Genomic DNA, 24,395 nt, shown 5'->3' with positions numbered 1-24,395 from the left:
TTTTCGCTCCCTAGTTTCTAACTTTTAAGATTATCCAAACTTATGTTTTCCAAATACCTTCTTCTTTGCGGACTGTTCTTAACCGCCACCACTACCTTTTTTGCTCAAACTGATCTCGACGATAATGAGGTAACGGTTGTTTCTAATTTCGAGGCCCGCCTGTCTGACGCTAACCGCGTCCGCGTAGTAGGCGTAAAGCCAGCGGCCGACACCAGCCGCCGTCAGCAGCAGTACTACGTGGTTGACCGCCCGATTGCGATTGATTACCCCGCGCCGGTTATCCGTCCGCGTGGTGTTTCCCGCGACAAAGCCGAGCCTGGCAAAAATGGTTACATCGGTATTGGCGTCGGCCTCCCCGGCGCACTTTACGGTGACCTAAGCTACGATCTCAGCACCGTAGACAACGCCGAACTGGGCATCTACGCCAATCATCACAGTTTCAACAATAACGGTAAAGTAGAAAACCAGAAATCGAGCGACACCAAATTCGGCGTAGGCGGTACTTATCTGTTCGATCAGGGCTTCGCTGTAAGCGGCGGAGCTGATTTCACTTCGCAGAGCCGGTATTACTATGGATACAACTTCCCCGAAATCGAAACGGACTCTACACCAAGCTTTACGGACGACCAGGTTCGCCAGCGTTTTAATATTGTCGACATCAACGCCAACATCTTCAATGGTGTACGGACGGCTGCCGATTTTGACTACAAAGCAGGCGTCTCTCTCTACCTGATGGATGGTGACCCGGCAGTACGTGAATCTAATATCGACCTCAACGTACAGGCTACAAAGTGGATCTCCGATAAGCAGCCACTGGATATTAAGCTCCGGGCAGATTTTACAACCTATAAAGACACCAGCAACCAGAAGCTAAACAACATCTACCTGAGCCCAAGCTATACAACAGCAATTGCCGGGCGTTACCGCCTGAAGATAGGGGTGAACCTGACCAGCCAGGACGATGATTTCGACGTTTTCCCGGACATTAGCCTGAACGCTCCCATTATCGACGGCCTGCTCTCCGCCTTCGTCGGAGCTGAGGGAAGTCTGCAGAAAAACACGCTGCGGAGCCTGAGTGATTACAACCCCTGGGTTCGCCCCCGGTTGCGCGTACGCACTTCAGAGTACACCCGTTTTTACGGTGGAGTTGAAGGTACTTTTTCCGGAATATCCTACCGGGCTGAAGCCAGTTACAAAAACCTGGACAACCTGGCTACCTTTCAGCTTGACCGCACCCAGGCCATCCCTCAGTTTATGGTTACTTACGACGACGGAAGCATCTTCACCCTCCAGGCCTCCGGCACGATGGAGCCAATGGAAAACCTGCAGGTCAACGCATCCATCGCGCAACGATTTTACAGCCTCGACAATCAGGAGAAGGCATGGCACCTGCCTAGCTTCAGCCTCAACGGTGGTGCCGCGTACAAATTGGAAAAGCAAAACGTCACCCTCGGAGCAGACCTCTTCATCGAAAACGGTCTTCCGTACCAAGATGCAGCCGGAGAGGCACAGACACTCTCTGCACTCGTTGACTTAAACCTGAACGGTGAATATGGTTTCAGTGAAAACTTCAGTGCGTGGCTGCGGGTAAACAACCTCTTGGGCAACAACCGCGAGCGGTTCGTGCAGTACCCAACCATTGGACTGAACCTGCTGGTTGGAATATCGGCTAAGTTCTAATTTGGTGGGAGGGGGAATATTGCTATCGGTTTAATGGGAAGGAGCTGATGGAGGACATCGGGCTGTATGACTATGGTGCTAGATATTACGATCCGGCAGTGGCGAGATGGACTTCAATAGACCCACTGGCTAGCAGTTATGCCCCTTATAGCCCGTACAATTATGTTCTAGGCAACCCAATAAGCTTTATTGATCCTGATGGGAGAAGTGTAAGTGGAATTATAAAAGATGAAAATGGGAAAGTGCTAGGAAGCGATGGTAAGGTAGGAAGTGATGGTAAAGATGACGGCAAAGTATATGTCGTAAATACCCAGACATCTGACTTCAACGGAGTGCCGGGTGCTGGATTAAGTAAGGCAAGGGCAAAAGAAATTAAGAAATTTGTCAAAGCCAACTCTGGTAATGCTGCTGCCTTTGAGGGTAGCGATATTTATAATGATATAACTGAAGTTGAAGGAGGTGAAGCTACTCGTGGTGCAATGGTTGATGCCGTAAGTGGTGATAATGGAAATGGCGGTACGTCACCGGAGAATAATCGTGAGTACGGAGGGAGTGTGATGCCAGATGGTAGTGTCGTTCCAGGAGAACCTGGACCGGTTACCACTCCTCAGGAAGGAGCTACTTTTGATGGTTATACTCCCGGAGACAAGACTAGATTCCATTCTCATCCAAGCGGAACAAGTAGTAGTTCTACACCTTCTGACGGAATGGGTAGTGGTTCAACAACAGGAACAACTACTATAACACCGTATCGTCAGCCCCCTTCTAGAAGAGATGTTAGTAACGCGGGAAATCAAGTGCGGTACGTTTTCGGAAAGGGGGGTGGAAGAGTTTATATATATAATAATCAAGGAGTCCAGGCTACTCTTCCGATAAGGAAGTTCAAATAGGGAAAAGATGAAAGAATTGTTTACTGTTGCTTTGTTTGCCTTATCGTCGTTTTTATGCGGTCAGGATACTCTCATCGTTACGGATGTTTATACCGAATCTCTAAAAGCACATATAGCTGATTTTGAAAACTATTTGCCTGGTATTGATACTTTTTATGTTTTTAAGAAGAGCTACCATACCTCATACAAAGGCAGCCTAAATGGGGTATACGTGCTCACGATCAGCGAAGATGAAGCTAAATCAAGAACTAAAAAGGGAAAATCATTCACTTCGACCGTGATATCTCCAATACAAGTTGATAGTAATGGAGAGCTTTATATACTAGTCAAAGACTTCGACGTAAGCCGAAAAGGAAGAAAATTACACTTTGCTGGTACTGATGCAACATGGTGTTACCTTATCTATAGCTGTGAGAAACAGAAGTATCATGTTGTGAAAAAGTGACTACGCGGCTGCATAAGCTTTCCTTGTTTTAGCGTCCCGCACACAAGCATCCAGAACCACCATAATCGCCTTCCGCATCTCTTCGGGCATCTTGTCCACTTCCCGCAGAAAGGAAAGTAGTTCTTTATCCTGGATCACATCTTCCCGATCACTACCAAGCAGGTAGTCTGCCGAAACGTTCAACGCGTCGGCGATAGCTTTGAGCGTAATGGCAGAAGGAACAACACCGTCGTTCTCGTATTTAGAGATATTTTTTTGATGGACCTCAGCACGGCGAGCGAGGTCCGACTGGGATAGCTTACGCTGTATCCGGACCAATTATGCGCGGCCGCAGGTGCAAAGCGGGTTAAGGATAAGTGCGTCTACCCTATCTTCGCCCTCAGATGAAAACTTTACTGAACCAACTCTACGCCCGCGAGCCCCTGAGCCGCCAATCTGCATACGAAACCTTGTCGCGCATCGGCAACGGGAAAGCCGGAGATATGGAAATTGCTGCGGTTGTTTCTGCCATCAACATGCGCCCGGCAGTCTTGTCCGAAATCCAGGGATTCCGGGATGCAATGCTGGAACTCGCCAAACCGATCGACCTGCGCGGCCAGGAGACGATAGACATCGTCGGGACGGGCGGCGACGGCAAGAACACCTTCAACATTAGTACGCTATCGAGCATGGTCGTTGCCGGTGCTGGTTATAAAGTTACCAAGCACGGTAGTTACGGGGTAAGCTCCAGTGTAGGAAGCAGTGATGTTCTGCTTGCACTCGGGTACGAGTTCACGAACGATGAGAATGTACTCATGAAAAGCCTGGATAAGGCTGGGATCTGCTTCTTCCATGCTCCCTTGTTCCACCCGGCGATGAAGAACGTTGCCCCGGTACGGAAGTCCCTCAAAGTACGAAGCTTCTTCAATCTGCTCGGCCCACTGTTGAACCCGGCCAGGCCACGTTATCAACTATTCGGCACCTACAACCGGGAAGTCTCCCGGATTTACGACTACATTTTACAAGACGAGCTCTCCCGCGAGTACAACATCGTGCATGCGCTGGATGGTTACGACGAAATCAGCCTGACCGGAGCAGCGTCGGTTCGCAGCCGCGAGCGGCAACGTCTCCTCCACCCTGCCGATTTCGGGTTGGACCAACTCACTCCCGAGTCTTTGCACGGCGGAGAAACGGCGGAAGAAGGCAAGGCGATCTTCCTTTCCGTGCTGGAGGGGAAAGCCACCCCAGCCCAACGCAACGTAGTTTGCGCCAATGCCGGGCTGGCCATTCATACCATCAAGCCAGAAACCAGCTTGCAGGACTGCGTCGCAGAAGCTGCTGAAAGCATCGATGCGGGCAAAGCGCTGGGTGTTTTGCAGCGGTTGGTTGCTTGATACCAACGCCCCGATCTTTCCGTCCGGCAGGCTACTGCCGCCCAACCTTTCCTCTGCACCCGCGTTAGCGCCCCGACCTTATATCTTTTAATTTACCAATATTACCGATGACTATTCTGGACCGTATCAACGATCATAAACTGCTCGAAATCGCCCGCCGCAAGGAACAAACCCCGGTAGAACGGCTTATCGACAGCTACGGCTACCGTTTAGAGCGCCACAGCCTCGTGGAATCCATCCGTACGAGTAAGGACTACGGCATCATCTCGGAGTTTAAGCGCAAATCACCAAGCCAGGATAATATCAACATTGATGCCGACCCGGCACTGGTAAGCAAAGGCTACCAGGATGCCGGAGCGGCGGGTATTTCCTGCCTGACCGACGTTCACTTCTTTGGTGCCCGTTCGAACGACATTGACGTTGTTCGTCGCAGCGTCAAGCTTCCTGTAATCCGCAAAGACTTCATCCTCGACTCTTACCAGCTGCACGAAGCCCGCGCAATGGGTGCCGACGCCGTCCTCCTCATTGCGGCATCCCTGACTGCCGGCCACCTCGACGACCTTGCCGCCGAAGCAAACGAACTCGGCCTGGAAGTTTTGTGCGAAGTGCACAACGAAGAAGAAGTGGCCAAAATCAGCCCCGAAGTAAACATCGTCGGGATCAACAACCGTAACCTCAAAGACTTTTCGGTGAGCATCGAAAACAGTCTTCGCTTGGGCAAGATGCTGCCTCCCGGGCTGCCCAAAATCAGCGAAAGCGGCATCGAAGACCCGCAAACGATCGTTAAACTCCGCTATGAAGGCTTCGACGGATTCCTGATCGGAACCTATTTCATGCGCCAGGAAAACCCAGGACAGGCCTGCGCCGATTTCATCGCTAAAGTGCGGGAGATTGAAGGATTGTACGACAATGCGATTGCGTAGTAGCTTTTCTTTTCTGCCAACCGGCGTCAAACAGACCGTAAAGTCCCGCCGGGTACACCAACTGGCCAACCATTACAACCTGGTCTTCGTTGTCATTTTCTGACATCAAATAACAAAAGCCACCATGAAAGTAAAAGTTTGCGGCATGCGCGATCCCGAAAACATCCGTGAGGTACTGGCCCTCGGGGTCGACCTCGTTGGCTTTATCTTCTACAACAAATCAAAGCGCTTTGTCGGCAAAACGGAACTATCAGAGTGGATTTCCGCTAACGAAAATCTTTTCGGCGAAACCAAAAAAGTCGGCGTTTTTGTCAACGCCGAGCTGGACTACATTCTGAATGTAGTCCACGATTATAAGCTCGATTACGTTCAGTTGCACGGCGACGAAAGCCCCGGATACTGCCGGGAACTGAAGCTGCTCTGGTCGGTCAGCACGCTGCGCAAAGCCCGGCTCATCAAAGCTTTCCCTATCACCCCTGACTTTAACTTTCAGGACACCAACGCATACGCGGACAGTTGCCCGCTGTTCATTTTCGACACCGGAGGCCATACCGAAAAAGGGGGAACCGGCGCAAAATGGGACTGGTCGAAACTGAATGAATACAACGGCCTCGTCCCGTTCCTTCTGTCGGGCGGTATCGGCCCCGAAGATGCAGAACAGATAAAGGCCCTGGATCACGTCCAAATGCTCGGCGTAGATCTGAACAGTGGTTTTGAAGAGTCGCCGGGACTGAAGAACCCTACCCTGCTTCGTTATTTCCTCAAAACGGTTAAATATACCTAAGTCAGAATGGTTTGGGACTTTTTCACTCGCTATCGCGCTAATTGTCCCAAACCACTCCGGCTTAGGTATAGCTCTTTTTCTTCCGTGAGGATTCAAGTCAGCCACCTCTCCAAACGGCCTGAAAGCTCCCTTCGCCGTAAAGACGAAGGGTAAGCCACAATCAAGCGACTTACCCTCCGGTATAATTTGCTGAAAACAGGTTTCTGCTTCAGGAAAACGCTAGTGGACCAGCCAGAAGTGCCGCTGGCGGCTTACTACCATTTCTTCTTCTTTTTGAAACCTCCTGGTTTGAAGGGTTTACGTTTACGGGGCGCGAAGTCGCGCGGACCGTCAACTTTGGTTCCGCCCTCAAACATACGAACGTTCAGTTCGGTGCCCTTGTCTACAGCACCTTCCATAGCGGCAACGACCTTTTTGGCCTCTTTGCTGTCTACGCCAACGTAGGTCATATTATTCTGGATATCGATCTTTCCGAAGGCAATTTTCTTACCCGGAACCATGCGGTTGATCATCCCGATGATCTGAGGCACGTTGTAGCCTTTATTCCGTCCGGCAGCCATCGTGATGGTGGTATAGTCGATGTTGCGTCCTTTCTTATCGGGCCGATCATCATCTTTAGCTTCCCGGATTGGCTTCTGGCCACTGAGCTGCTTGCTCAGGTTACCGAGGCCGTAGCCGAGGATTTTCTGAATCAGTTCTTCGCGCTCCATACCGTCGAAGGTTTCAATGACTTCGGGCAGGAATGCGGCCACTTTATCGTCCAGCTTGGCATTTTTGACTTTGTCGGCAAAACGCAGTGCCCGAATCTTGTACACATCATCCTGCTTAGGCACTTCCTTGATCTCGAACTTGATCTTAGAGTAACGCTCGATGTCACGAACCTTCCGCACTTCTTTACCGGTTACGATGCTGAGGGCGGTACCTTCCTTACCGGCACGGCCGGTACGGCCTGAGCGGTGAACGTACACTTCCGGGGCATCAGGCAGGTTGTAGTTGATCACGTGGGTGAGATCGGATACATCGAGACCGCGGGCAGCCACGTCGGTGGCAACGAGCAGTTTGATGCGTCCTTTACGGAAGCGGCGCATCACGTCGTCGCGCTGGGCCTGGCTCATGTCACCGTGCAGGGCATCAGCGGCGTGGCCGGCAAAGCGAAGGTCTTCGGCAACACCGTTCACCTCGCGGCGGGTGCGGCAAAAGATTACGGCGTACATATCGGGGTCCAGCTCGATGAGCAGACGCAGTAACGAGAAACGGTCGGAGGCGCGTACTTTGTAGTACTGGTGAACGATGTTCGAATTACCCGCATCGGAGTGACCAACGCTGATTTCGGCAGGGTCGGTCATGTAGTCCTGAGAAATCTTTTTGGCTTCCTTTGGCATGGTTGCACTGAAAAGCAGGGTTTGCTTTTCTTCGGGGGTTGCTCCCAGGATGGAATTGAGTTCTTCCTGGAAACCCATGTTCAGCATCTCATCGGCCTCGTCGAGAACAACGCGCTTCAGTTGCCCGACCTTAAGTTTCTTGCGGTTGATGAGGTCCAGCGTACGACCGGGGGTTCCAACGACAATCTGAGCGCCGGCCTTGATGTCTTTGATCTGGTGCGTAATCGGTGCACCACCGTAAACCGCCACAACGTTCACACCCTTGCGGAACCGGCTGAAAGCAGCGAGGTCCTTGGCGATCTGAAGGCAAAGTTCGCGGGTAGGACACAGAATCAGCGCCTGGACGGCATTGATGTCGGTGTCGATGTCGTTAACGACGGGGAGGCCGAAGCCTGCAGTTTTACCGGTACCGGTGCGGGCGAGCGCAACGAGGTCGCGATCTGATTCCATGATTACCGGAATGGCGGCTGCCTGTACGGGGGTGGGTTTGATGAAGCCGAGTTCTGCAACGGCTTTTTTGACGTCATCGCGCAGGGCGCTGTCCTGATAAGTTTCCAATTCGTCCTTGTTTTGTGGTCCCGTGATTGAACGCCGGCGATCTCCATTATAGTCACACGGAGGCGTATCGAAACCTTGATTAGCGGGCGAATTGGTTTACCACAACGGATTCATCGATGAGCGGAATCAGACCTTGTAAACCGGGAGATGCCCTGTTTGAGGGTGCAAAGGTACGCTTTTTTATTTATGTATCAGCTTTACCCTGAATCGGGGTGTATATCACGAGATGCACGGATCCCCCTCTCCCCCGGCCCCTCTCCTCGGGAGAGGGGAGACGTGACAAGCGGAAAGTTCGTGATAGTAGTGCATCTCGTGATACACCCTGAATCGGGTGTTCTATCAAATGCACAACAAGACTGTGGAAGCAGCCTCACATTACAAGAAACGGACCTCAACAATCCTCGGCTATTGGCTTAAGATTCCTACCTGGCAGGCTACGGTTATGTGTATTTTTCCATCCTAACTAAAATCCACCTCGTGTCTTTTTTCACCAGAATACCGGCTGCCGTCCTCTTTTGCCTGGCCACTCCGGCTTACCTGCTCATCTTCCTGATGTTTATGGACCAGTTTTCGTTCATCACTTTTTCACCTCGGTCAGTTCCTTACGATGAAGCAGTGCCGTTGCTGGTTTCCCTCTCGCTACTGGCAATTGCCAGTTGGCAATTTGCTGTTATCCGAAAAGCATCCAACAGGCAGGGCCTGAAGATCCTGCTACTCCTCATTGCTGGCGTCAACATCATCCAGTGCAGCTTTCTTCTCATCATCAGCATTGATAATATATTAAGGGCGGCGAACATCGCATCGACCGGCAACGCGCGCGAACTGCTTCGTTCTGTGCGCACAGTCATTACCCCCGACCAGTTACTGGCACTCATTCTCAGCGGGTTGGTACTTGCTCCATTAGCGGCCGCAGTAGCTCTTACCGCCGGGCTCGAAAAAAAGCCCGGTTTTATGAGATGGCTGCTCGCTTCGGTAATGATCCTGCTTTTTCCTCTTGGTATCTGGTGGTTGCAGCCTCGTGTCATCAGGGCGATCCCGGCAAAAAACACCGGAATAACGGACCACTTCGGGATATAGGGCGCGGCCGCTGGTGCAAGGAACGTTTGAAGGCACAATTGTTCTCCGTACGGTAAGGCCGGAACCTCCTTTACATCACCGGGTTCATCGGGGCTGCAGAGGTTACTTTAAACAGATATCCAAACCGGCAGAAAAGATCGGGGCGATCAGTCAGTCAAAGACTTATCCAGCGACTTCAGTTTCTCTGTCAGTACCTCCGCTAACAGATCGTAGCCTCTGCCTCTAGCTCCCATGCGGTCGGTACCATCGTAAGCACGAAGCTTCAGCGGACCATCTTCAAGGATTTGAAGGCCAGACATATACATCTTCACGTAACGCCCTTTTTCATCGTCACGATTCAAAACATCATCGATGGTATAATCACTTACCTGTTTGTACACCTCGAGCGTGAAAGCACCTTTAGCCTTGTCGTTATAAATACAGTTGACGAATTCCATCCGGTTGGTCCCGTAACGTTTCATCACTTCCCAGAAGGCAGGGTCAAGAATGTGGAGTTCAGTCTTTTCTCCCCGCGCCAATAGCGGCTGGAAGGAAAAGCCCTCTAATTCAGAAAAAGTGAGGTAATCGTTGATGTTCGTTTTCTTGAGCTCGGGCAAATAAAGGAAATCCCGGTCTTCAAAAGACGTGGCGGCCTTTTCCATAGCCGACCGTAAAGGTTGTTCGTCTCCTTCGTGCCAAACGGCAATGTCATCTACTCCGTGCTTGATAACAGGCATCAGCCTGTGGAAAATCGTCAGCTTTCTTTTCGGAAGCGCTTCGTATATTCCATCATTCAACAAGGCTTCGGCGAAATTCCGGTACCTGATGTCTTCAAAGGCAAGATATTCCTCCAAAAACTTATTCCTTAGTTCAGGATTGAAAGACAGGCTCAGAGCGTTAGACAGCGTACACTCGGGCTCTTTCAGCGCTTTACCAACTTTATAGAAAAACTGATACGCTTCTTCGTTGGTCGTGAATTTTGGGCTATCCCAGTAGAATTTCGCCATCACCTGGCTGTAACTGTTGGAATCCATCGACAGAATCCCCGGCCGGAACCGGTCGAAAAAGTTTCCTTCGATCTTTACTTTTTTGTGCCCTCCGCTCTTTGTCTCCACTACGTCGAAGTAGTTGTGAGCCAGGAACTTTTTGTTCCACATCGTCACGTCCAGGTAGCAGCTCCTGCGGATAGCTTCCATGGCGTAATAAACATAAGTAGGATTGTTGGGCTCGAATAAGTGAAAGCGGAAAGCTTTTTCCAGGCAACTTTGATAGTTGAAACCGGCCAGAAGATATTTCAGTACTTCAGCACGGGCTTCTTCCCGAAGCTTTTCGAAAACGGCAGAAGAGCCAGGATCTGCCGCAGCAGATTCTTCTTCTGCAGCCATCATTTCGTGGATGCGCTCAATACGCCGGCCCGAGCTCGGGTGGGTTGTTTCCTTGATCTCCCAAACATCCTCCATCGTGAGAAGTGCCCGGTCTTCCTGGCGTTTAAACACCGCAAAAGTCTCCGCCAGCCCGTTCAGGCCATACCCCGCGCGGCGCAGGTGCTCGGCAGCCTGGGAGTCGGCATCGAGTTCGTTGTCGACCGAAAAAGCGCTGATTGCTTTACGGCTGTTGAAGAGGATACCGCCCTTGAATTCATCATTTTCAGATTTCACGTAACGCTCAAGTCCGTGGCGCAGCTCGTAATGTGCCAATTCGTGGCCGATGATCCCGGCCAGATTCGCCTCCGATTCAATCTCGGCGATCATCCCGATGTTGATACAGAAAATACCGGATGGCATCATGAACGCGTTCGGCGAACCATCTTTGATGACGTAAGCCCGGACGAACTTCTTGGCCCGAAGCTCTTCCGGAATCACCCTCTGTAGTACACCATTGACATACTCGTCCATTTCATCCCAGCCATTATACACCCGCCCGCCGGAGAGAACATCGATGGAAGACCTGGCCATTTGGTCCGCAAAACGGTACGCAGCCCTATCGGTCATCTGGTCCATGTATTCCGCAGGAATATCGTCGAGAATGTACTGGGTAAGTTCTTCGGCCGAAACCTTCAGGCGATCGTTCAGTTGGTTGTCATCAACCCTGCCAAAATCAACTTTAGACTGAGCGAACAGGCCACAACAAAGGCAGCTGTAAACTAAAAATAGGGTAAAACGCATTATTATCAGGTGTTAATATGAAACGGTGTAGGTTCAGCTCAAAGTTAAGAATTTCCAGCCCACCTCTTCCCCTTTTTTCAGCACAATTTTTTTGTTACATCGCCATAGTAAGCGTGGCTTAATGTACTGGCTCGGATGCACATGGGCGCAAACCAGATCTTCGCGATTGCTCCTCCCCAGCGCAGCGGTGTGGGGAGGCCGGGAGGGGGTTGAGCGACGATCTGGTTTGCGCCCGATGCACATTATTGAATATTAAGCCTTTAACCATTCAGGGCGCGGCCGCCGGTGCAAAGAACGGTTGAAGGCACGGCTTCTCTCTGGCAGGAGACCGTTGATCGAAAGCCCTGCATCAACGAGTCAGCGGCTGAAGCCGCGACAACTGTGGGATGGTTGAGAGGCACAGTTAAAGACCAGTTCTCTCCCATTTCCGGTAGCCTTCCACCATTTGAATGACCTTGCCGTAATTGAGCAATCCTTCGTGGATGCCCTGGGCTTTCAGGTAGGTATCGTAGGCAGCATCCCGGATGACGGGCGCGATGTCTTTGTATAGTTCGGAGTTGTCGTAGATGGCCTGCAGGTCGTTCCGAACGCCGGCGTCGAGGTTTGCAGCGCGCCACTCCCAGTAAGCCTGCGGTTCCTGCTGCCGGAGTTTCCCCGCAATGCGCCGCCAGTAGTCCAGTTTGAATGCATAGGCGGCAACCGGGTCTTTGGTTTCCTGCCCTGCGAGCCAGGCCCAGAAGGTGCATGTTCCTTCGTCACCAAAGCCATACGCGTGGGCCAGTTCGTGAGCGCCGACGGGATATTTCTGCAGCGGATGCAGGCCTGCGTCTATGTTGCCCTCGCCCGCCCAGGGCCAGTAAACGCCAGCGGTGCTCCATTTCAGCAGGATGCCCCTGGGGCGAAGCTGACGCAGACGGGGCCGGCCCGGGTCGGGGTACCCATGATAGGTGAGTGCCCGGCGGACCAGGTGCCTCACCGCGTCTTCCGGCTCGATGAAATGCTCCGGGCCAAGAGCGGTCGTGTCGGAGGTGATGCGTTGCCGCCAATCGGCCAGCCCGGCCGCTTCGGTGTAAACGCGCTGCCGCAATTCATCGAGGATGGGCTGGTACATTTCGAAGCCTATTTTGTCGTTCACCTCTACCCTGCCGTAGTTGAACCCCCAGGCCAGAAGGAAAACCGACACCAGCAACGCAACAGAATTCAGCAGCCGGAGACCGAACTGCTTCCACTGCTTTTTCACCCCCCCCTGCATCCTGCGTGCGCGCCAAAAAAGGACCCCGGTACGGACAATCCACACCAAAACACCCAGCCAAAAGACGTAAAACAGAGGTACCGGCAACTGTGGCAGCGTATAGTCCCAAACGTTCCGGACCCCGACGAAGACGCCACGGCTGTACACTTTTTCGATGGCTGCCGCGGGCAAAAGCCAACGCAAAAGCAATAAAATCGCCAGCAGCCCTACGGGCCAAAGGCGAAGAAAACGGGAGCTTTGGGGCGGAGTGGCGTCGGATGCAGGCAATTGAACGATTCGTTTGGATGAGAAGATTCAACCATCCCTAAAGAAGGTTGTTGTTAATAATGTGTGATTTACACAAAACTAAATACCAATTAATAATGGCTCTTCAGTTAACTGACTCCAACTTCAAAGAAACTGTCCTCGATAATGAAGGCGTAACGCTCGTTGACTTCTGGGCACAATGGTGTGGCCCCTGCCGCGCTATCGGCCCCGTCATTGAGGAACTTCATACTGCTTACGAAGGCAAAGCTCAAATCGGCAAAGTCGATGTTGATGACAACCCAGAACTCAGCCAGAAGTATGGCATCCGCTCTATCCCGACCCTCCTGATCATGAAGGGTGGCGAGGTAGTAGACACTATCGTCGGCGCACCAAGCAAGCAAACGCTGGTAGACAAACTCGAAGCTCAGCTGGTAGCGGCGTAAGCCCAGCCACCTGTTGTAAAACTTACAAAATGAGCCCCGCAACCTTTGGTTGCGGGGCTTTTATGTTTGTGGGGCAAACCTCCCGGTTTTCATGGAGGTACGGCGGAGTAGCAACCCTTAACTTTGCTTTGCACTAACCCGTCATTCCCTTATGCGTTTTCTAACTTTTTTCATCCTGGCTTTTTTAAGTAGTACCGTTGGTGCTCAAATTGCGACTCCCATTCTGCTCGAAGCCCAGCAGGGGAAATCGCTCGCCTGGGAGGGCCAGCTCGAAATCGGAGCCCCGCTTACGTCGCTCAACTGGGCCTGGAGTTCCCAAAACGCCTGCTTCGTAGAGCCGCGCGTTGATCACTTTTCGGGCAACAACGTTTTTTACCGAACCGAAATCCCTAAGTACTCCACGATGGTCATCCGGCTTACACCGAAGGATATAAACACCGACCTGAGCCTTTACGCTTACTCCGGCGGCGGAGGTGCGTTACCGCCGGAACTGTACAGTTGCGTAAGCTGCGAAGCCGATTTCAGGATGACGCGCAACGTTCTTGGCCGGACGCGCAAAAGCTACGTCCGGGAGGTGGAGCTCCGGGCCGTGAACCGGCCCTACCCCGTCACCATCGGCGTCGTCGGCGCCCAGGGATTGAGTTCTGGCGATTACATTCTGGAAATCTCTGTGGTCAAGAACCGCTAAGGGCGAACAGAGTCGATCAGTTGGATCCGGCCTTTACGAAAGCCATCACCGCTGCGGCGAACACCGGAGTTTTGTAGGTATTGTTGTGGTCTCCGGGCATCATGGCCAGTTTACCGTGGCGAAACAGCCGCTCCAACGCTCCGGGGTCACCATTGTCCTTATCCGAACTCCCCACAGCCACCAATACCGGTACATCGATGCTTCGCAGTTGATCCAAAGAAGTGACCGGCTGGTGCTTCTGGAGCAGGTGCAGTGCTTTGAGGTCGGCATTGACTGATTTTGCGTATTCGACGGCACCTTCGGTTTCGGGGGTGGTTTCTCCGGCAAAAGCTGCGGCAAATTGTTTGCGCCGGGGCCAGTCCGGATCGGTAAAATCGACGCCCATTCCTCCAAGTACGGCGCGGGATATCCGCTTATCTTCCGTCAGGAGTTTTGCCAAAACGATCGAGCCCCGCGAGTAGCCAATAGCGATGTAGGAATCAAGTTCGAGTTCATCGGCGAGTATCATCAGGTCTTTTACTTCCGCGTCGTTGGCGTAGGCTTCGTCGGTGTGCGGCTTCGCCGAAAAGCCGTTGCCCCGCATATCAGGGATAATTACCCGGTAGCCACTGTTTACCAACTGGCCATAAAGTTGGGTCTGCAGCCAACTGGAACCATCGTTGATGAAACCGTGGAGAAGCATCACTGCCGGGCCGTCTCCGCCGTCCCGGTACGAGATCTGCTGACCGTCAAAGGACTCGAAAGTCGGGTTACCACCCGCCTCATGGCCGGTCGCTCCCGAATCGGAGGCGCACTGAAAAAAGGACAGAAGCAAAATGATAATGGCGGGTACTCGGAGAGACATGGTAAGGCAGTTTCCGGTAAGGTAAATCAAAAATGCAACAGCAGTCTCGTGAAACCACACCTCACCAAAAAACAGAAGGTCCGGACTTAAGTCCGGACCCTCCTAGAAAAACACCTAAAACCCATATTCATATCATGAAAAACATATCTTGTTTTCCGGGGGATAACATTTGATTTCTCCTCCGGATACAGTTTTAAGACGTAGTACAATCAGAAAGTCACTCACTTTCGGGAGACGGAACAACGTTAAAAGGTGTTAAAATGTCTTCGCCTGCGTTGATGCCTCTTTTAATCAGACAACCTGAAGAAAGAAATCCTTCGCCCGAAGCGAAAAAAAAGCGGAGTAACTGTTTAAGTAGTCAGACCTTCGAAGAGGAAGCTACGCCCATCCATGGCGGCGAGAAGTTGCTCATAAACAGACAAGGCATGCTTTCGGACTGTCGAACAAAAGCCTTTGATACGAGCATATCGTTTGGCCCCGTCGATCGTAGGTAAGCAGCCACTCACTTTGAGCTTGGTTTTCCACAGACGAATGTCTCGCTCGGCTAAGTTGTTAGAGGGCGGGACGTTTTCCTTCATCGTAAAATTGAGCACGTAATCCTCATACAGTACCAATCGGTCCATTAAGTTGCGCCCCTTTGACTTTTTGGGCCGACCTTTCTTTTTGATGATCAGCGGGGGCTCTTCTTTATCGGCAGCAGCCAGAATTTCATGACGTAAGCTCGTACAAAGCGGCAATAAAAAATAAGTCTACCTTAGCACCGCACCTGTTTAAGAAAAGATCATGCAAGAACTTACCGCTTACATCGCCGAATTTGTGGGCACCACCCTCCTGTTGTTGTTTGGTTGTGGCGTTAACGCCAACACCTCCCTGAAAGGGACCTACGGCAAATCGAGTGGTTGGATCGTAATATCCTTCGGCTGGGCGATGGCCGTTTTCATTGGTGTTTTCGTGGCCGCGCCCGCATCGGGCGCGCACCTCAATCCGGCGGTTACGCTCGCGTTGACAATCACCGGGAAGTTCGATCCCGCTCTTATACCGGGCTACATCATTGCCCAGTTGCTGGGCGGTATCCTGGGCGCCACCCTGGCTTGGATGCATTACCGGCCGCACTACCGGGCCGAGGAAGACCAGGCTACGATTCTCGGCACTTTTGCCACAGGGCCAGCTATTAAGGATACGCCCTCTAATTTCATGTCCGAGTTTCTCGGAACCTTCGCCTTTCTCATTGCGGTTCTTTACCTGACAGCTCCCAACTTCGGCACACCGGAGGGAAAGCTCGGCTCGCTCGACGCTCTGCCTGTGGCGCTCGTCGTTTTGGCCGTAGGCCTGAGTCTGGGGGGAACCACCGGCTACGCCATCAACCCGGCAAGAGACCTGGGGCCTCGTATCGCCCATGCTATCCTTCCCATTCCCGGCAAAGGGAGCAGCAACTGGTCTTACGCCTGGATTCCGATCGTGGCCCCACTGGGGGGAGCCGCCCTCGCTGCATTTGTCTGGATGACGCTACAGTGAGTGGATTCCCCTGAATAAGCCGCAACGGCGGCCCTTTCCCAAAAAAACCGGTCAACACAGTTATTATACCTGAAACGAAGTGGTTCAGGTATATTCCTTACCGTACCGATTGTACTGGTACATCTGCGGCACTTACCTTTGCTCCGTGTCATTGATTATGCTCATCATCCTTCTCCTATGTGTACTCGGCGTACTCCATACCTACGTGATCTATCCGCTGTGGGTGGTTTCGGGGTCATCGGGTACGGCACCGGGGGCGGGGCCGCAGGTGCAAAAAACGGATAACGGGCACAGCTCCTGGCCCGCAGTGGCCGTTCTGATGGCGGCCCACAACGAAGAGACGGTACTTCCGCAAAAGCTCGCCAGCCTCGCAGCTCAGGATTACCCCGGCGAGTTAAACTTCTTCATCGGCAGCGACTGCAGTACCGATGCCACCAACCAAATGCTGACCGAGCAGGCCGACGCCGACGCCCGCTTTTGCCCCTCCTTGTTCACTACCCGCCAGGGCAAACCGGGCATCATCAATCAGCTTGCCGCCTCCAACCAGCATCCGGAAACCATCTTCATCATTACCGATGCATCGGTGATCCTGCGCCCCGATACCATCAGCGAACTGGTTCGTCCTATGTTGAACGACGCCCGCATCGGCGTCGTTGATGCAACCATGGTCCAGACCGGAGGAACGGAGGAAGGCATCGGGCAGGCCGAAGAATCGTACATCCACCGCGAAGTTGAAATAAAGCGGGCCGAAGGCCGGCGCTGGGGCGCAATGGTTGGCCCCTTTGGCGGCTGCTGGGCCGTGCGCGCCCGGGCATATACCCCTGTACCGGAGAACTTTCTGGTCGATGATTTTTTTCTCTGCATGGCCGCTTACGAGCAAGGCTTTCTCGGCCTCAGCAGCCCCCGGGCGGTGGTGGAAGAAGCCGTAGGGCAATCGATTCAGGACGAGTTTCGCCGCAAGGTGCGCATCAGCAGTGGCAACTGGCAAAACCTCGTACGTTTCCGCAAACTATGGTGGCCATTCTGGAAAAATCCGCTGGCCTTTGCCATCTTCAGCCATAAAATCCTGCGGTGGTGGACTCCCTTCCTTCTCCTGATTGGGTTGATGGCGTGGGTCCTCTTTGTGGTAACTTTAGGCCCCGAAAACAACTATTGGCCCGGGTTGCTGTTGCTTGTTTTGTTGGGAATGATCTTACTGCTCGTCGGATTAGATCAGGCCCTGACACTGCTCAACGTCCATTTTCGCCCTGGCCGTTTCACAAGCTATTTTATTGCCATGAACGCCGCTCTCTTAGTCGGTTTCTGGCGTTACCTAACCGGAATCAAATCCAATGTCTGGCAACCATCTCAACGTCACTGACGACACCTCCGCACCGACTAACCAACGGCTGCAACTCAACACTATCGAAGAAGCCGTAGCCGACATTCGGGCGGGAAAAATTGTCATCGTTGTAGACGACGAAGACAGGGAAAACGAAGGCGACTTCGTTTGTGCCGCCGAGCGCGTTACGCCCGAACTGATCAACTTCATGGCCACCTACGGCCGTGGGCTCATCTGTACGCCCATCGAAGAAGAAAAGGCCGACCGCCTTGGCCTCACCAAAATGGTAGAAGCCAATACAGACGTTCACGAAACGGCCTTCAGCGTCACCATCGATCTGATTGGTCACGGGTGTACCACTGGTATATCCGCTTACGATCGTGCTACCTGCATCCGCCGGATGACCGAGCACTCCGCCAAGCCGACTGACTTTACCCGCCCCGGGCACGTCTTTCCGCTGCGCGCCGTCAAAGGTGGCGTTCTGCGCAGAACCGGACACACCGAAGCGGCTGTAGACCTCGCCCGGATGGCCAACCTCTACCCCGCCGGAGTAATCGTCGAAATCCTCAAGCCCGACGGAGAAATGGCCCGCCTGCCTTACCTCATCGAACTGGCCAAAGAGCACGACCTGAAAATCATCAGCATCGAAGACCTCGTCGCCTACCGCCTGCAAACGGAGCGGCTCGTTGAGTGCGAATTCAGCATGGACCTCGAAACCCGCTACGGGCCATTCAAGCTCTACGCTTACCGCCAAACAACCAACAACGACGTTCACCTGGCCCTCACCCACGGTGAGTGGCTGCAGGACGAGCCCGTACTTACCCGCGTACACAGCAGTACCAGCAGCCGCGATTTGCTGCACAGCCTCCTGTCTGGTTACAGTACCGGGCTGCACGGCCCGCTGGAGAAAATCAGCGAAGCCGGTAGTGGTATTCTGCTTTTCATGCGCCCTCATCAGGATGGCAGCGAGATCATTGCCGGTCTCCGGCTCTTGAAAAGCCGGATGCAGGACGGCCAGGCCGCCAAGCTCTCTCAGCCCGCCAGTATGGACCAACGGGATTTCGGGATCGGTGCGCAGATTCTGCGCGACCTTAAGGTATCCAAGCTTCGCATCCTCAGCAACAGCCCGCGTAACCGCATTGGGCTGGAAGGCTACGGCCTTGAGGTGGTAGAGTTTGTGGGGATGTAGAATTGGATCTGGTTACCTTCATGCGATGAAACGATTACTGACGTTCCGTGCCTGGAAATTTTTTTTCATTACTGCAGGTTTACCCATTCTGTCATTCCTACTGGGCATTGTCTGTATCATTGTCGTCTTGCTTGTCGCAGGAAGTGAGCCAAGCTATGGAGAAGATGTTGCTACGGTATTGGTATTTGCTGGCCTGGGAACTGGCCTCGTGATCTTCCAGTTGTGGGCAGTTACACTTGGCCGGTACTTATTGCATCTCATTGAACCCAAAGCCTGGCTAAAGTGACTGTTTTGGATCTCATGGCTGATCGCTACAGCGACACTTGCTCTTATTATACCGGAAACGAAGTGGTTTGGGACAATTAGCGCGCCGTTAGCGTGGTGGCTGGTTAGGCGCTGAAAGCCGCGCCTAGCCTGAGCTAGGTAAGGTTTTTAGCAACGCCGCCAGACGCCGCGATAACAAGCGATAAAGTCCCAAACCACTTTGGTTCCGGTATATATGGCAACTGTTGGTCTTTGCAATGGATGTGCCTCCGATCAAGGCAAGTGAGTCTCTCGGTGGCGCAAGTACCGTTCCAAACCAGACCAGTTACTGGTTTTCGGTGATGCTAATCCTGGGCACATGGTTTATCCCTCGCTTGGTGGTCTACGGAGTTTTAGCCAGCTTACTGATGCGGGCAGAAGGGCACCGGCGCTGGCTCTCTCTTTTCATTTTATTCATTCTTTGGCCCGTCGGTATCTGGTTCCTGCAACCCCGCATTCAAAAGATCTTTCAGAAACCGCAGGAGCGGGCCATTGCCGACCATCTTGTCTGAAAACCTTCTTTGCATCCTGCGTTCTCGCCAAAAAAGCCATTCGGCGCGCACGCAGGATGCAGGGTTTGGTAAAAAACAGCTCAGTTGAACGACCTGTTAAAAAACCACCACTCACACGAATTCCGCCCTCACGAATCCCGCTAAGCGTTCGCACGGCATCGGCCCCTTAGGGCCCGTGCACATCCTGAGAGCTGAAGATTTCATCTTTTCAGAAGACGGCATGAGCATTACGCTGAAGGTAAATCCGGAGCCCCGAAAGAGGTGCCAGCTGGTTTTCGAAGAAGGCTACCGAACCAGGGAAAACATTCCGCTCACTCCTTTTTTATTGAACTTCGCCACCCGGTAATTTGTATACGTCCCAGACATCAAATTCTGACACATGGAAATTCGGATAGCAAAAATCGAAGAAATTTCGTGGAAAAAAGTCGTTTACCGTAGCCTGGGATTTGCCGTTCTGGCTACCTGTCTGTCGTCATTCATTCCTGAATTTGGAGTCGCAGAAGATGCATGGTACGCTGACTTTTTATTCTGGCTGGTGGTTGGGGTATTCTGGTCGTTTACCATCTGTAGGTCGAAGGACTTCATTGACCGGAAAAACGCCCGCTGGGAAGAAAGGAGAAACGATGGTGTGTATCACGAGATGCACGGATCCCCCTCTCCCCCGGCCCCTCTCCTCGGGAGAGGGGAGACGTGACAAGCGGCAAGTTCGTGATAGTAGTGCATCTCGTGATACACACGAAACGATGAAATTGTGTAGTGATCAGGGAATGTAACCTATCTTCCCTTCATGCCCATCAAGAAAATAATTCTCGGCCTGTCGATTCTGCTGGCCCTTTACCTTATCTTTTACCCTGCTCCCATCGATCCCGCTGCGCGGACCTGGCCAGAGTTGTGAAGACATTTCCATCGGGGGCAATCAACTAACGATCATTACAGCACGTTTCAAAAAACATGAAACCCTGGATTAAAACCTACATTACCGACGCGCCTTGGCGGTCGATATTGCTTTTCGCTCCGTTTTTTGCTGTCTTTATGGTTTTTCTGCAATCCAGAAGTAACCCTGACTTTTATGGTGGCAAGTGGAAATCAGAACTGGCCCTTTGGTCTGTGGCGGGCTTAGCAATAGGTTATTCGACCTGGCGGGCAGAGGGATCACTAGAGCGCAAAAACGCTCGGTGGAAGGAAAAAAAACAGCAAACAAAGAATAAAAATTAAACGGGTTGAGCCCCAAAGCGCGATAGAAACTTCGCGCTTTGAGGACTCAACCCGTTTAAGACCTAACCTTTCGGACCTGCATCAATAACGGCCTGATCGGCTGCGTCAGCAAAGACCTGGAAATTGTTATTGAAGAGGTCGGTAAGCTTTTTAGCGGTAGCGTCGTACTCTTCTTCGTTGCGCCACGTATCGCGTGGGTTGAGGATCGCGTTCGGCACATCCGGGCAGGTACGCGGAATCGACAGGCCGAAGAAAGGTTCTTCGTGAAACTCGACATCGTTGAGGGCGCCGGTAAGAGCGGCCTTAATCATTGCGCGGGTGTAAGTAAGCTCCATCCGCGACCCGGTGCCGTAGGCACCGCCGGACCAACCGGTGTTGACGAGCCAAACGTTGATCGGGTTACCTTCGGCGGCGGCTTCTTTCAGTTTATTGCCTAGCATATCGCCGTACTTGGTCGGGTGCAGCGGGATGAAAGGTGCACCGAAGCAGGCCGAGAAGGTGGCCAGTGGTTCGGTAATGCCTGCTTCCGTACCGGCAATCTTGGCGGTGTAGCCAGAGATGAAGTGGTACATTGCCTGCTCCGGTGTAAGGCGGCTGATGGGAGGCAGTACGCCAAAGGCGTCGCAGGTAAGGAAGAAGATGTTGCGGGGCAGATCACCACGCGAGTTGTACATGATGTTATCGATGTGGTAGATCGGGTAACTCACGCGGGTATTCTGCGTGATCGTACTCTTCTCGTAGTCGGGGGTGTGGCCATCTTCCTTGAGGTCGATGTTTTCCAGCATCGCACCGTAGCGGATGGCTTTGTAGATCTGAGGCTCTTTGGTTTCAGAGAGGTCGATCACCTTCGCGTAACATCCTCCTTCGAGGTTGAAAACATTTGCCTGGCTCCAGCCGTGCTCATCGTCGCCGATCAGGCGACGGTCGGGGTCGTTACTCAGGGTCGTTTTACCCGTTCCGGAAAGGCCGAAGAACAGGGCAGTATCGCCTTTGGTACCAACGTTGGCCGAGCAGTGCATGCTGAGTACGTTGCGTTCGGTAGGCAACACGAAGTTCAGCACGGAGAAAATCCCTTTCTTGATCTCTCCGGTATAAGCAGAACCTCCGATGATAATGGTTTGCTTAGAGAAGTTGATGATGCTGAAGTTCTCCTGGCGGGTACCGTGGATGGCCGGATCGGCCATGCAACCGGGGAAGGCAAGGATGGTCCATTCGTCCGTCTTCAGGTTCTTATGCACTTCGCCGTCGGGGCGGAGGAACATATTGTAGGCGAAGAGGTTTTGCCACGGCTGCTCGGTGTAAACCTTGATTTTGATCTGGTACTTCGGGCTGGCACACGCGTAAGCATCGCGGACGTAAACCGTGTCGCGTTCCTGGGCGTAAGCCAGGATTTTGCTTTCCAGGGCGTCGTAGTAATTCGGCGCTATGGGCTGGTTGATCTTTCCCCAGTCGACAGCGTCGCGGGTGATATCGTCTTCGACGATGAAACGATCCAATGGAGAACGGCCGGTGAATTTCCCGGTGTTAACGATCAGTGCGCCGGTATCGGAGAGGTGCCCCTGATCGGTGCGAATGGTTGCTTCAACGAGTGCGGAGACCGAAAGATTCTCCTTCAAATTTGGGTGTTGCATTGATTGACTTGGTTAAGTGCACAAAAACAGGATTCGAGGCCAATGATGGTGGTGGTGCCCCATGAATCTGATGCGAAGGTAACCAGCGTGGCCGATACGATGTTTAAAATCAGGGCAATTCCTTTTGCGCAAACGCAGGTGCAGAAGAAGGTTGAATGAGCAGCGATACAGAAAAACCTGCGATCCGACTTATCCCCGAAAATACACTATCTAAAGCTCATACAGTTTCCCCGTCCGGCTGAAAACCAGACCAGAGCAAACCACCAAACGAGGGAGTTGACACCGCAACCCAAGCGGAGAAAATCACGTTACACCTGCATGAAAATCTATACCAAAACCGGCGATGAAGGCCAGACAGGACTATACTCAGGAAAACGCCTCAGTAAAGCGCATCCGCGGGTGGAAGCTTACGGAACAGTAGACGAGCTCAACGCTTTCGTTGGTCTGCTCCGCGACCACGTTGAAGACGACGCCATCAGCGCAGAACTCCTGGCCCAGCAGCACCACCTTTTTGCCCTTGGGGCCGCAATGGCCGATGACCGGCCGGGCCAGGCGTACCAACTACCCGAAGACGCCGCCACCAACCTCGAAGCACGAATGGACGCCATGAACGAGTCGCTGCCTAAAATGACACACTTCATCCTGCCCGGAGGAGCCCCCGTACTCAGCTACGCACACCTGTGCCGGACCGTCTGCCGCCGCGCTGAGCGCCGCACCGTCGAGCTCGCCGAAGTAGTGGAAATGGATCGTAGCATCGTCGTTTACCTCAACCGCCTTAGTGATTACTTCTTTGTGCTGGGCCGGTACCTGGCGCAGCGGGGAGGTATCGAGGAGGTGAAGTGGATTTCGTAACCGGCAGTCTTCAAGCCCGGGTAAAACTCCCCCGCCAATACGGCCGCTTTTACCTCCGGCGAACAGACTTACAAGCCAACTCCTCTGCGAAACTCCATCACCCTTTACCGGATGGCCATTTTTTTTCGGACCTTGCAGTTCAACTAACCAAACCACCACCACAATGAATATATCAGTAATAGGCGCCGGACAAATGGGAGCAGGCATCGCCCAGGTCTTCGCCGCTGCCGGTCATAATGTTAGCCTGAACGACATCAATCAGGCCGCCATAGACCGCGGCATTGCCGCCATTGCATCCAGTCTGGACCGGATTGTGAGAAAAGAAAAGATCACCGAAGACGACAAGAACGCAACGCTCGCCCGCATTGCTGGCTACACCGATCTTGCCGAAGGAGTTGGTAAAGCCGACCTCGTCATCGAAGCCGCTACGGAGAATGTAGACCTCAAACTCAAAATTTTTGCTCAGTTAGACTCCCTTGCACCTGCGGCCGCGCCTCTTGCCACCAATACCTCCAGCATTAGTATCACCAAAATAGCAGCGGCGACCAAGCGCCCCGAAAAGGTAATCGGGATGCACTTCATGAACCCCGTTCCCGTCATGAAACTTGTGGAAGTCATCCGTGGGTACGCCACCGACGATGCCACCACAAAACTGGTGATGGACCTGAGCCGCGAACTCGGCAAAACCCCTACCGAGGTGAACGATTACCCCGGCTTCGTAGCCAACCGCATTCTGATGCCAATGATCAACGAGGCCATTACTACCCTATTTGAAGGCGTGGCTGGTGTCGAAGAAATCGACACCGTAATGAAACTCGGTATGGCGCACCCGATGGGTCCGCTGCAACTGGCCGACTACATCGGCCTCGACACCTGCCTGGCCATCCTCAACGTAATGAAGGACGGTTTCGGACGAGCTCACCACCAACCTTCCCCGCTACTGGTCAATATGGTCATGGCCGGTAAGCTCGGTCGTAAATCCGGAGAAGGGTTCTATGATTACTCCGGTGGAGGAAAAGAACTCGTCGTTAGCGGAAGTTTCCGGTAAACGTGGCGCGAACGCCGGTGCAATGTTGGTTGGACCGGCACAGCCACTAAAGTCATAAATAACCGTAAAAAAACCACGCG

The 24,395-nt window shown here is 52.8% G+C and carries 24 protein-coding genes; 17 read left to right on the top strand and 7 right to left on the bottom strand.

Annotation, left to right across the window (positions count from 1 at the left end; all coding sequences use genetic code 11):
• Positions 1–42 precede the first annotated feature (42 nt).
• From FUA23_RS00600 to FUA23_RS00590, 3 genes are read left to right on the top strand one after another with little or no spacing between them, the layout of a single operon-like run.
• Complete coding sequence (locus FUA23_RS00600) at positions 43–1,680, top strand: TonB-dependent receptor (RefSeq protein ID WP_147928759.1); 1,638 nt, start codon at positions 43–45, stop codon at positions 1,678–1,680.
• Positions 1,680–2,570 carry an RHS repeat-associated core domain-containing protein gene (locus FUA23_RS00595; protein WP_262713683.1) on the top strand — a complete coding sequence of 297 codons (891 nt, stop codon included), beginning with the start codon at positions 1,680–1,682 and terminating at the stop codon, positions 2,568–2,570. Before FUA23_RS00600 ends, FUA23_RS00595 begins: the two co-directional genes overlap by 1 nt.
• Positions 2,571–2,577: 7 nt before the next feature.
• Complete coding sequence (locus tag FUA23_RS00590; RefSeq protein WP_147928757.1) at positions 2,578–3,015, top strand: hypothetical protein; 438 nt, start codon at positions 2,578–2,580, stop codon at positions 3,013–3,015.
• Here the strand turns inward: FUA23_RS00590 and FUA23_RS00585 are convergent, their stop codons facing one another.
• Positions 3,016–3,333 (bottom strand): helix-turn-helix domain-containing protein, encoded by a 318-nt coding sequence (locus tag FUA23_RS00585; RefSeq protein WP_147928756.1) that lies wholly within the window; start codon positions 3,331–3,333, stop codon positions 3,016–3,018.
• A gap of 65 nt (positions 3,334–3,398) precedes the next feature.
• Between FUA23_RS00585 and trpD the strand changes: the two genes are divergently transcribed.
• The 3 genes from trpD to FUA23_RS00570 all read left to right on the top strand — a co-directional run bounded on the left by trpD (position 3,399) and on the right by FUA23_RS00570 (position 6,095).
• Positions 3,399–4,388: an anthranilate phosphoribosyltransferase gene (gene trpD, locus FUA23_RS00580; RefSeq protein ID WP_147928755.1), complete on the top strand. Its 990-nt coding sequence runs from the start codon at positions 3,399–3,401 to the stop codon at positions 4,386–4,388.
• Positions 4,389–4,495: 107 nt separating this feature from the next.
• Entirely contained in the window at positions 4,496–5,311 is an 816-nt protein-coding gene (gene trpC / locus FUA23_RS00575; protein ID WP_147928754.1) for an indole-3-glycerol phosphate synthase TrpC, read from the top strand.
• 124 nt (positions 5,312–5,435) lie between these two features.
• Positions 5,436–6,095, top strand: a complete 660-nt coding sequence (locus FUA23_RS00570) for a phosphoribosylanthranilate isomerase (RefSeq protein WP_147928753.1) — start codon at positions 5,436–5,438, stop codon at positions 6,093–6,095.
• Positions 6,096–6,349: 254 nt separating this feature from the next.
• Here FUA23_RS00570 and FUA23_RS00565 read toward each other — a convergent pair whose 3' ends face one another.
• A complete protein-coding gene (locus FUA23_RS00565) occupies positions 6,350–8,035 on the bottom strand; it encodes a DEAD/DEAH box helicase (protein WP_147928752.1) in 1,686 nt (561 codons plus the stop codon).
• Positions 8,036–8,512: 477 nt separating this feature from the next.
• Between FUA23_RS00565 and FUA23_RS00560 the strand changes: the two genes are divergently transcribed.
• Positions 8,513–9,112 (top strand): hypothetical protein, encoded by a 600-nt coding sequence (locus tag FUA23_RS00560; RefSeq protein WP_147928751.1) that lies wholly within the window; start codon positions 8,513–8,515, stop codon positions 9,110–9,112.
• A 146-nt stretch (positions 9,113–9,258) separates the two neighbouring features.
• On the opposite strand, the gene FUA23_RS00555 is transcribed toward FUA23_RS00560, so the two are convergent.
• Both FUA23_RS00555 and FUA23_RS00550 read right to left on the bottom strand, forming a co-directional pair.
• A complete protein-coding gene (locus FUA23_RS00555; RefSeq protein ID WP_147928750.1) occupies positions 9,259–11,256 on the bottom strand; it encodes a M48 family metallopeptidase in 1,998 nt (665 codons plus the stop codon).
• 403 nt (positions 11,257–11,659) lie between these two features.
• Positions 11,660–12,775: a DUF3810 family protein gene (locus FUA23_RS00550; protein ID WP_187270832.1), complete on the bottom strand. Its 1,116-nt coding sequence runs from the start codon at positions 12,773–12,775 to the stop codon at positions 11,660–11,662.
• Between the two features lie 95 nt (positions 12,776–12,870).
• On the opposite strand from FUA23_RS00550, the gene trxA reads away from it, so the two are divergent.
• Positions 12,871–13,197 (top strand): thioredoxin, encoded by a 327-nt coding sequence (gene trxA / locus FUA23_RS00545; RefSeq protein ID WP_147928748.1) that lies wholly within the window; start codon positions 12,871–12,873, stop codon positions 13,195–13,197.
• 151 nt (positions 13,198–13,348) lie between these two features.
• The gene (locus FUA23_RS00540) at positions 13,349–13,885 is read left to right on the top strand and encodes a hypothetical protein (RefSeq protein WP_147928747.1); all 537 of its coding nucleotides are present in this window, start codon (positions 13,349–13,351) and stop codon (positions 13,883–13,885) included.
• A gap of 16 nt (positions 13,886–13,901) precedes the next feature.
• Here FUA23_RS00540 and FUA23_RS00535 read toward each other — a convergent pair whose 3' ends face one another.
• Both FUA23_RS00535 and FUA23_RS23015 read right to left on the bottom strand, forming a co-directional pair.
• Positions 13,902–14,729: an alpha/beta fold hydrolase gene (locus tag FUA23_RS00535; protein WP_147928746.1), complete on the bottom strand. Its 828-nt coding sequence runs from the start codon at positions 14,727–14,729 to the stop codon at positions 13,902–13,904.
• Positions 14,730–15,079: 350 nt separating this feature from the next.
• Positions 15,080–15,466 carry an IS66 family transposase gene (locus FUA23_RS23015; RefSeq protein WP_147928745.1) on the bottom strand — a complete coding sequence of 129 codons (387 nt, stop codon included), beginning with the start codon at positions 15,464–15,466 and terminating at the stop codon, positions 15,080–15,082.
• Between the two features lie 46 nt (positions 15,467–15,512).
• Here FUA23_RS23015 and FUA23_RS00525 point away from each other — a divergent pair, with 46 nt between their 5' ends.
• From FUA23_RS00525 to FUA23_RS00500, 6 genes are all read left to right on the top strand, one after another.
• Positions 15,513–16,244 (top strand): MIP/aquaporin family protein, encoded by a 732-nt coding sequence (locus FUA23_RS00525; RefSeq protein WP_147928744.1) that lies wholly within the window; start codon positions 15,513–15,515, stop codon positions 16,242–16,244.
• Positions 16,245–16,389: 145 nt separating this feature from the next.
• Positions 16,390–17,604, top strand: coding sequence for a glycosyltransferase (locus tag FUA23_RS00520; RefSeq protein WP_147928743.1), 1,215 nt, complete (start codon positions 16,390–16,392; stop codon positions 17,602–17,604).
• The gene (gene ribB / locus FUA23_RS00515) at positions 17,576–18,754 is read left to right on the top strand and encodes a 3,4-dihydroxy-2-butanone-4-phosphate synthase (RefSeq protein WP_147928742.1); all 1,179 of its coding nucleotides are present in this window, start codon (positions 17,576–17,578) and stop codon (positions 18,752–18,754) included. Before FUA23_RS00520 ends, ribB begins: the two co-directional genes overlap by 29 nt.
• Positions 18,755–18,779: 25 nt before the next feature.
• A complete protein-coding gene (locus FUA23_RS00510; protein ID WP_147928741.1) occupies positions 18,780–19,040 on the top strand; it encodes a hypothetical protein in 261 nt (86 codons plus the stop codon).
• A gap of 908 nt (positions 19,041–19,948) precedes the next feature.
• Positions 19,949–20,263 carry a hypothetical protein gene (locus tag FUA23_RS00505; RefSeq protein WP_147928740.1) on the top strand — a complete coding sequence of 105 codons (315 nt, stop codon included), beginning with the start codon at positions 19,949–19,951 and terminating at the stop codon, positions 20,261–20,263.
• Between the two features lie 257 nt (positions 20,264–20,520).
• A complete protein-coding gene (locus FUA23_RS00500; protein ID WP_147928739.1) occupies positions 20,521–20,784 on the top strand; it encodes a hypothetical protein in 264 nt (87 codons plus the stop codon).
• A 62-nt stretch (positions 20,785–20,846) separates the two neighbouring features.
• Here FUA23_RS00500 and pckA read toward each other — a convergent pair whose 3' ends face one another.
• Positions 20,847–22,415, bottom strand: a complete 1,569-nt coding sequence (gene pckA / locus FUA23_RS00495) for a phosphoenolpyruvate carboxykinase (ATP) (protein ID WP_147928738.1) — start codon at positions 22,413–22,415, stop codon at positions 20,847–20,849.
• A gap of 318 nt (positions 22,416–22,733) precedes the next feature.
• Here pckA and FUA23_RS00490 point away from each other — a divergent pair, with 318 nt between their 5' ends.
• Positions 22,734–23,267: a cob(I)yrinic acid a,c-diamide adenosyltransferase gene (locus FUA23_RS00490; RefSeq protein ID WP_147928737.1), complete on the top strand. Its 534-nt coding sequence runs from the start codon at positions 22,734–22,736 to the stop codon at positions 23,265–23,267.
• Between the two features lie 163 nt (positions 23,268–23,430).
• The gene (locus FUA23_RS00485; RefSeq protein WP_147928736.1) at positions 23,431–24,315 is read left to right on the top strand and encodes a 3-hydroxybutyryl-CoA dehydrogenase; all 885 of its coding nucleotides are present in this window, start codon (positions 23,431–23,433) and stop codon (positions 24,313–24,315) included.
• The last annotated feature ends 80 nt before the right edge of the window (positions 24,316–24,395 follow it).

Origin of the sequence: Neolewinella aurantiaca (genome assembly GCF_008014675.1) — a bacterium.
GTDB lineage: Bacteria > Bacteroidota > Bacteroidia > Chitinophagales > Saprospiraceae > Neolewinella > Neolewinella aurantiaca.
This window is presented reverse-complemented; position numbering and strand designations above follow the sequence as displayed.

Bases quoted from the DNA above. Each gene is read 5' to 3' on its own strand.
- FUA23_RS00600 (WP_147928759.1), top strand. From the start codon at position 43: ATGTTTTCCAAATACCTTCTTCTTTGCGGACTGTTCTTAACCGCCACC.
- FUA23_RS00590 (WP_147928757.1), top strand. From the start codon at position 2,578: ATGAAAGAATTGTTTACTGTTGCTTTGTTTGCCTTATCGTCGTTTTTA.
- trpD (WP_147928755.1), top strand. From the start codon at position 3,399: ATGAAAACTTTACTGAACCAACTCTACGCCCGCGAGCCCCTGAGCCGC.
- trpC (WP_147928754.1), top strand. From the start codon at position 4,496: ATGACTATTCTGGACCGTATCAACGATCATAAACTGCTCGAAATCGCC.
- FUA23_RS00570 (WP_147928753.1), top strand. From the start codon at position 5,436: ATGAAAGTAAAAGTTTGCGGCATGCGCGATCCCGAAAACATCCGTGAG.
- FUA23_RS00555 (WP_147928750.1), bottom strand. From the start codon at position 11,256: ATGCGTTTTACCCTATTTTTAGTTTACAGCTGCCTTTGTTGTGGCCTG.
- trxA (WP_147928748.1), top strand. From the start codon at position 12,871: ATGGCTCTTCAGTTAACTGACTCCAACTTCAAAGAAACTGTCCTCGAT.
- FUA23_RS00540 (WP_147928747.1), top strand. From the start codon at position 13,349: ATGCGTTTTCTAACTTTTTTCATCCTGGCTTTTTTAAGTAGTACCGTT.
- FUA23_RS00535 (WP_147928746.1), bottom strand. From the start codon at position 14,729: ATGTCTCTCCGAGTACCCGCCATTATCATTTTGCTTCTGTCCTTTTTT.
- FUA23_RS00525 (WP_147928744.1), top strand. From the start codon at position 15,513: ATGCAAGAACTTACCGCTTACATCGCCGAATTTGTGGGCACCACCCTC.
- ribB (WP_147928742.1), top strand. From the start codon at position 17,576: ATGTCTGGCAACCATCTCAACGTCACTGACGACACCTCCGCACCGACT.
- FUA23_RS00510 (WP_147928741.1), top strand. From the start codon at position 18,780: ATGAAACGATTACTGACGTTCCGTGCCTGGAAATTTTTTTTCATTACT.
- FUA23_RS00505 (WP_147928740.1), top strand. From the start codon at position 19,949: ATGGAAATTCGGATAGCAAAAATCGAAGAAATTTCGTGGAAAAAAGTC.
- FUA23_RS00500 (WP_147928739.1), top strand. From the start codon at position 20,521: ATGAAACCCTGGATTAAAACCTACATTACCGACGCGCCTTGGCGGTCG.
- pckA (WP_147928738.1), bottom strand. From the start codon at position 22,415: ATGCAACACCCAAATTTGAAGGAGAATCTTTCGGTCTCCGCACTCGTT.
- FUA23_RS00490 (WP_147928737.1), top strand. From the start codon at position 22,734: ATGAAAATCTATACCAAAACCGGCGATGAAGGCCAGACAGGACTATAC.
- FUA23_RS00485 (WP_147928736.1), top strand. From the start codon at position 23,431: ATGAATATATCAGTAATAGGCGCCGGACAAATGGGAGCAGGCATCGCC.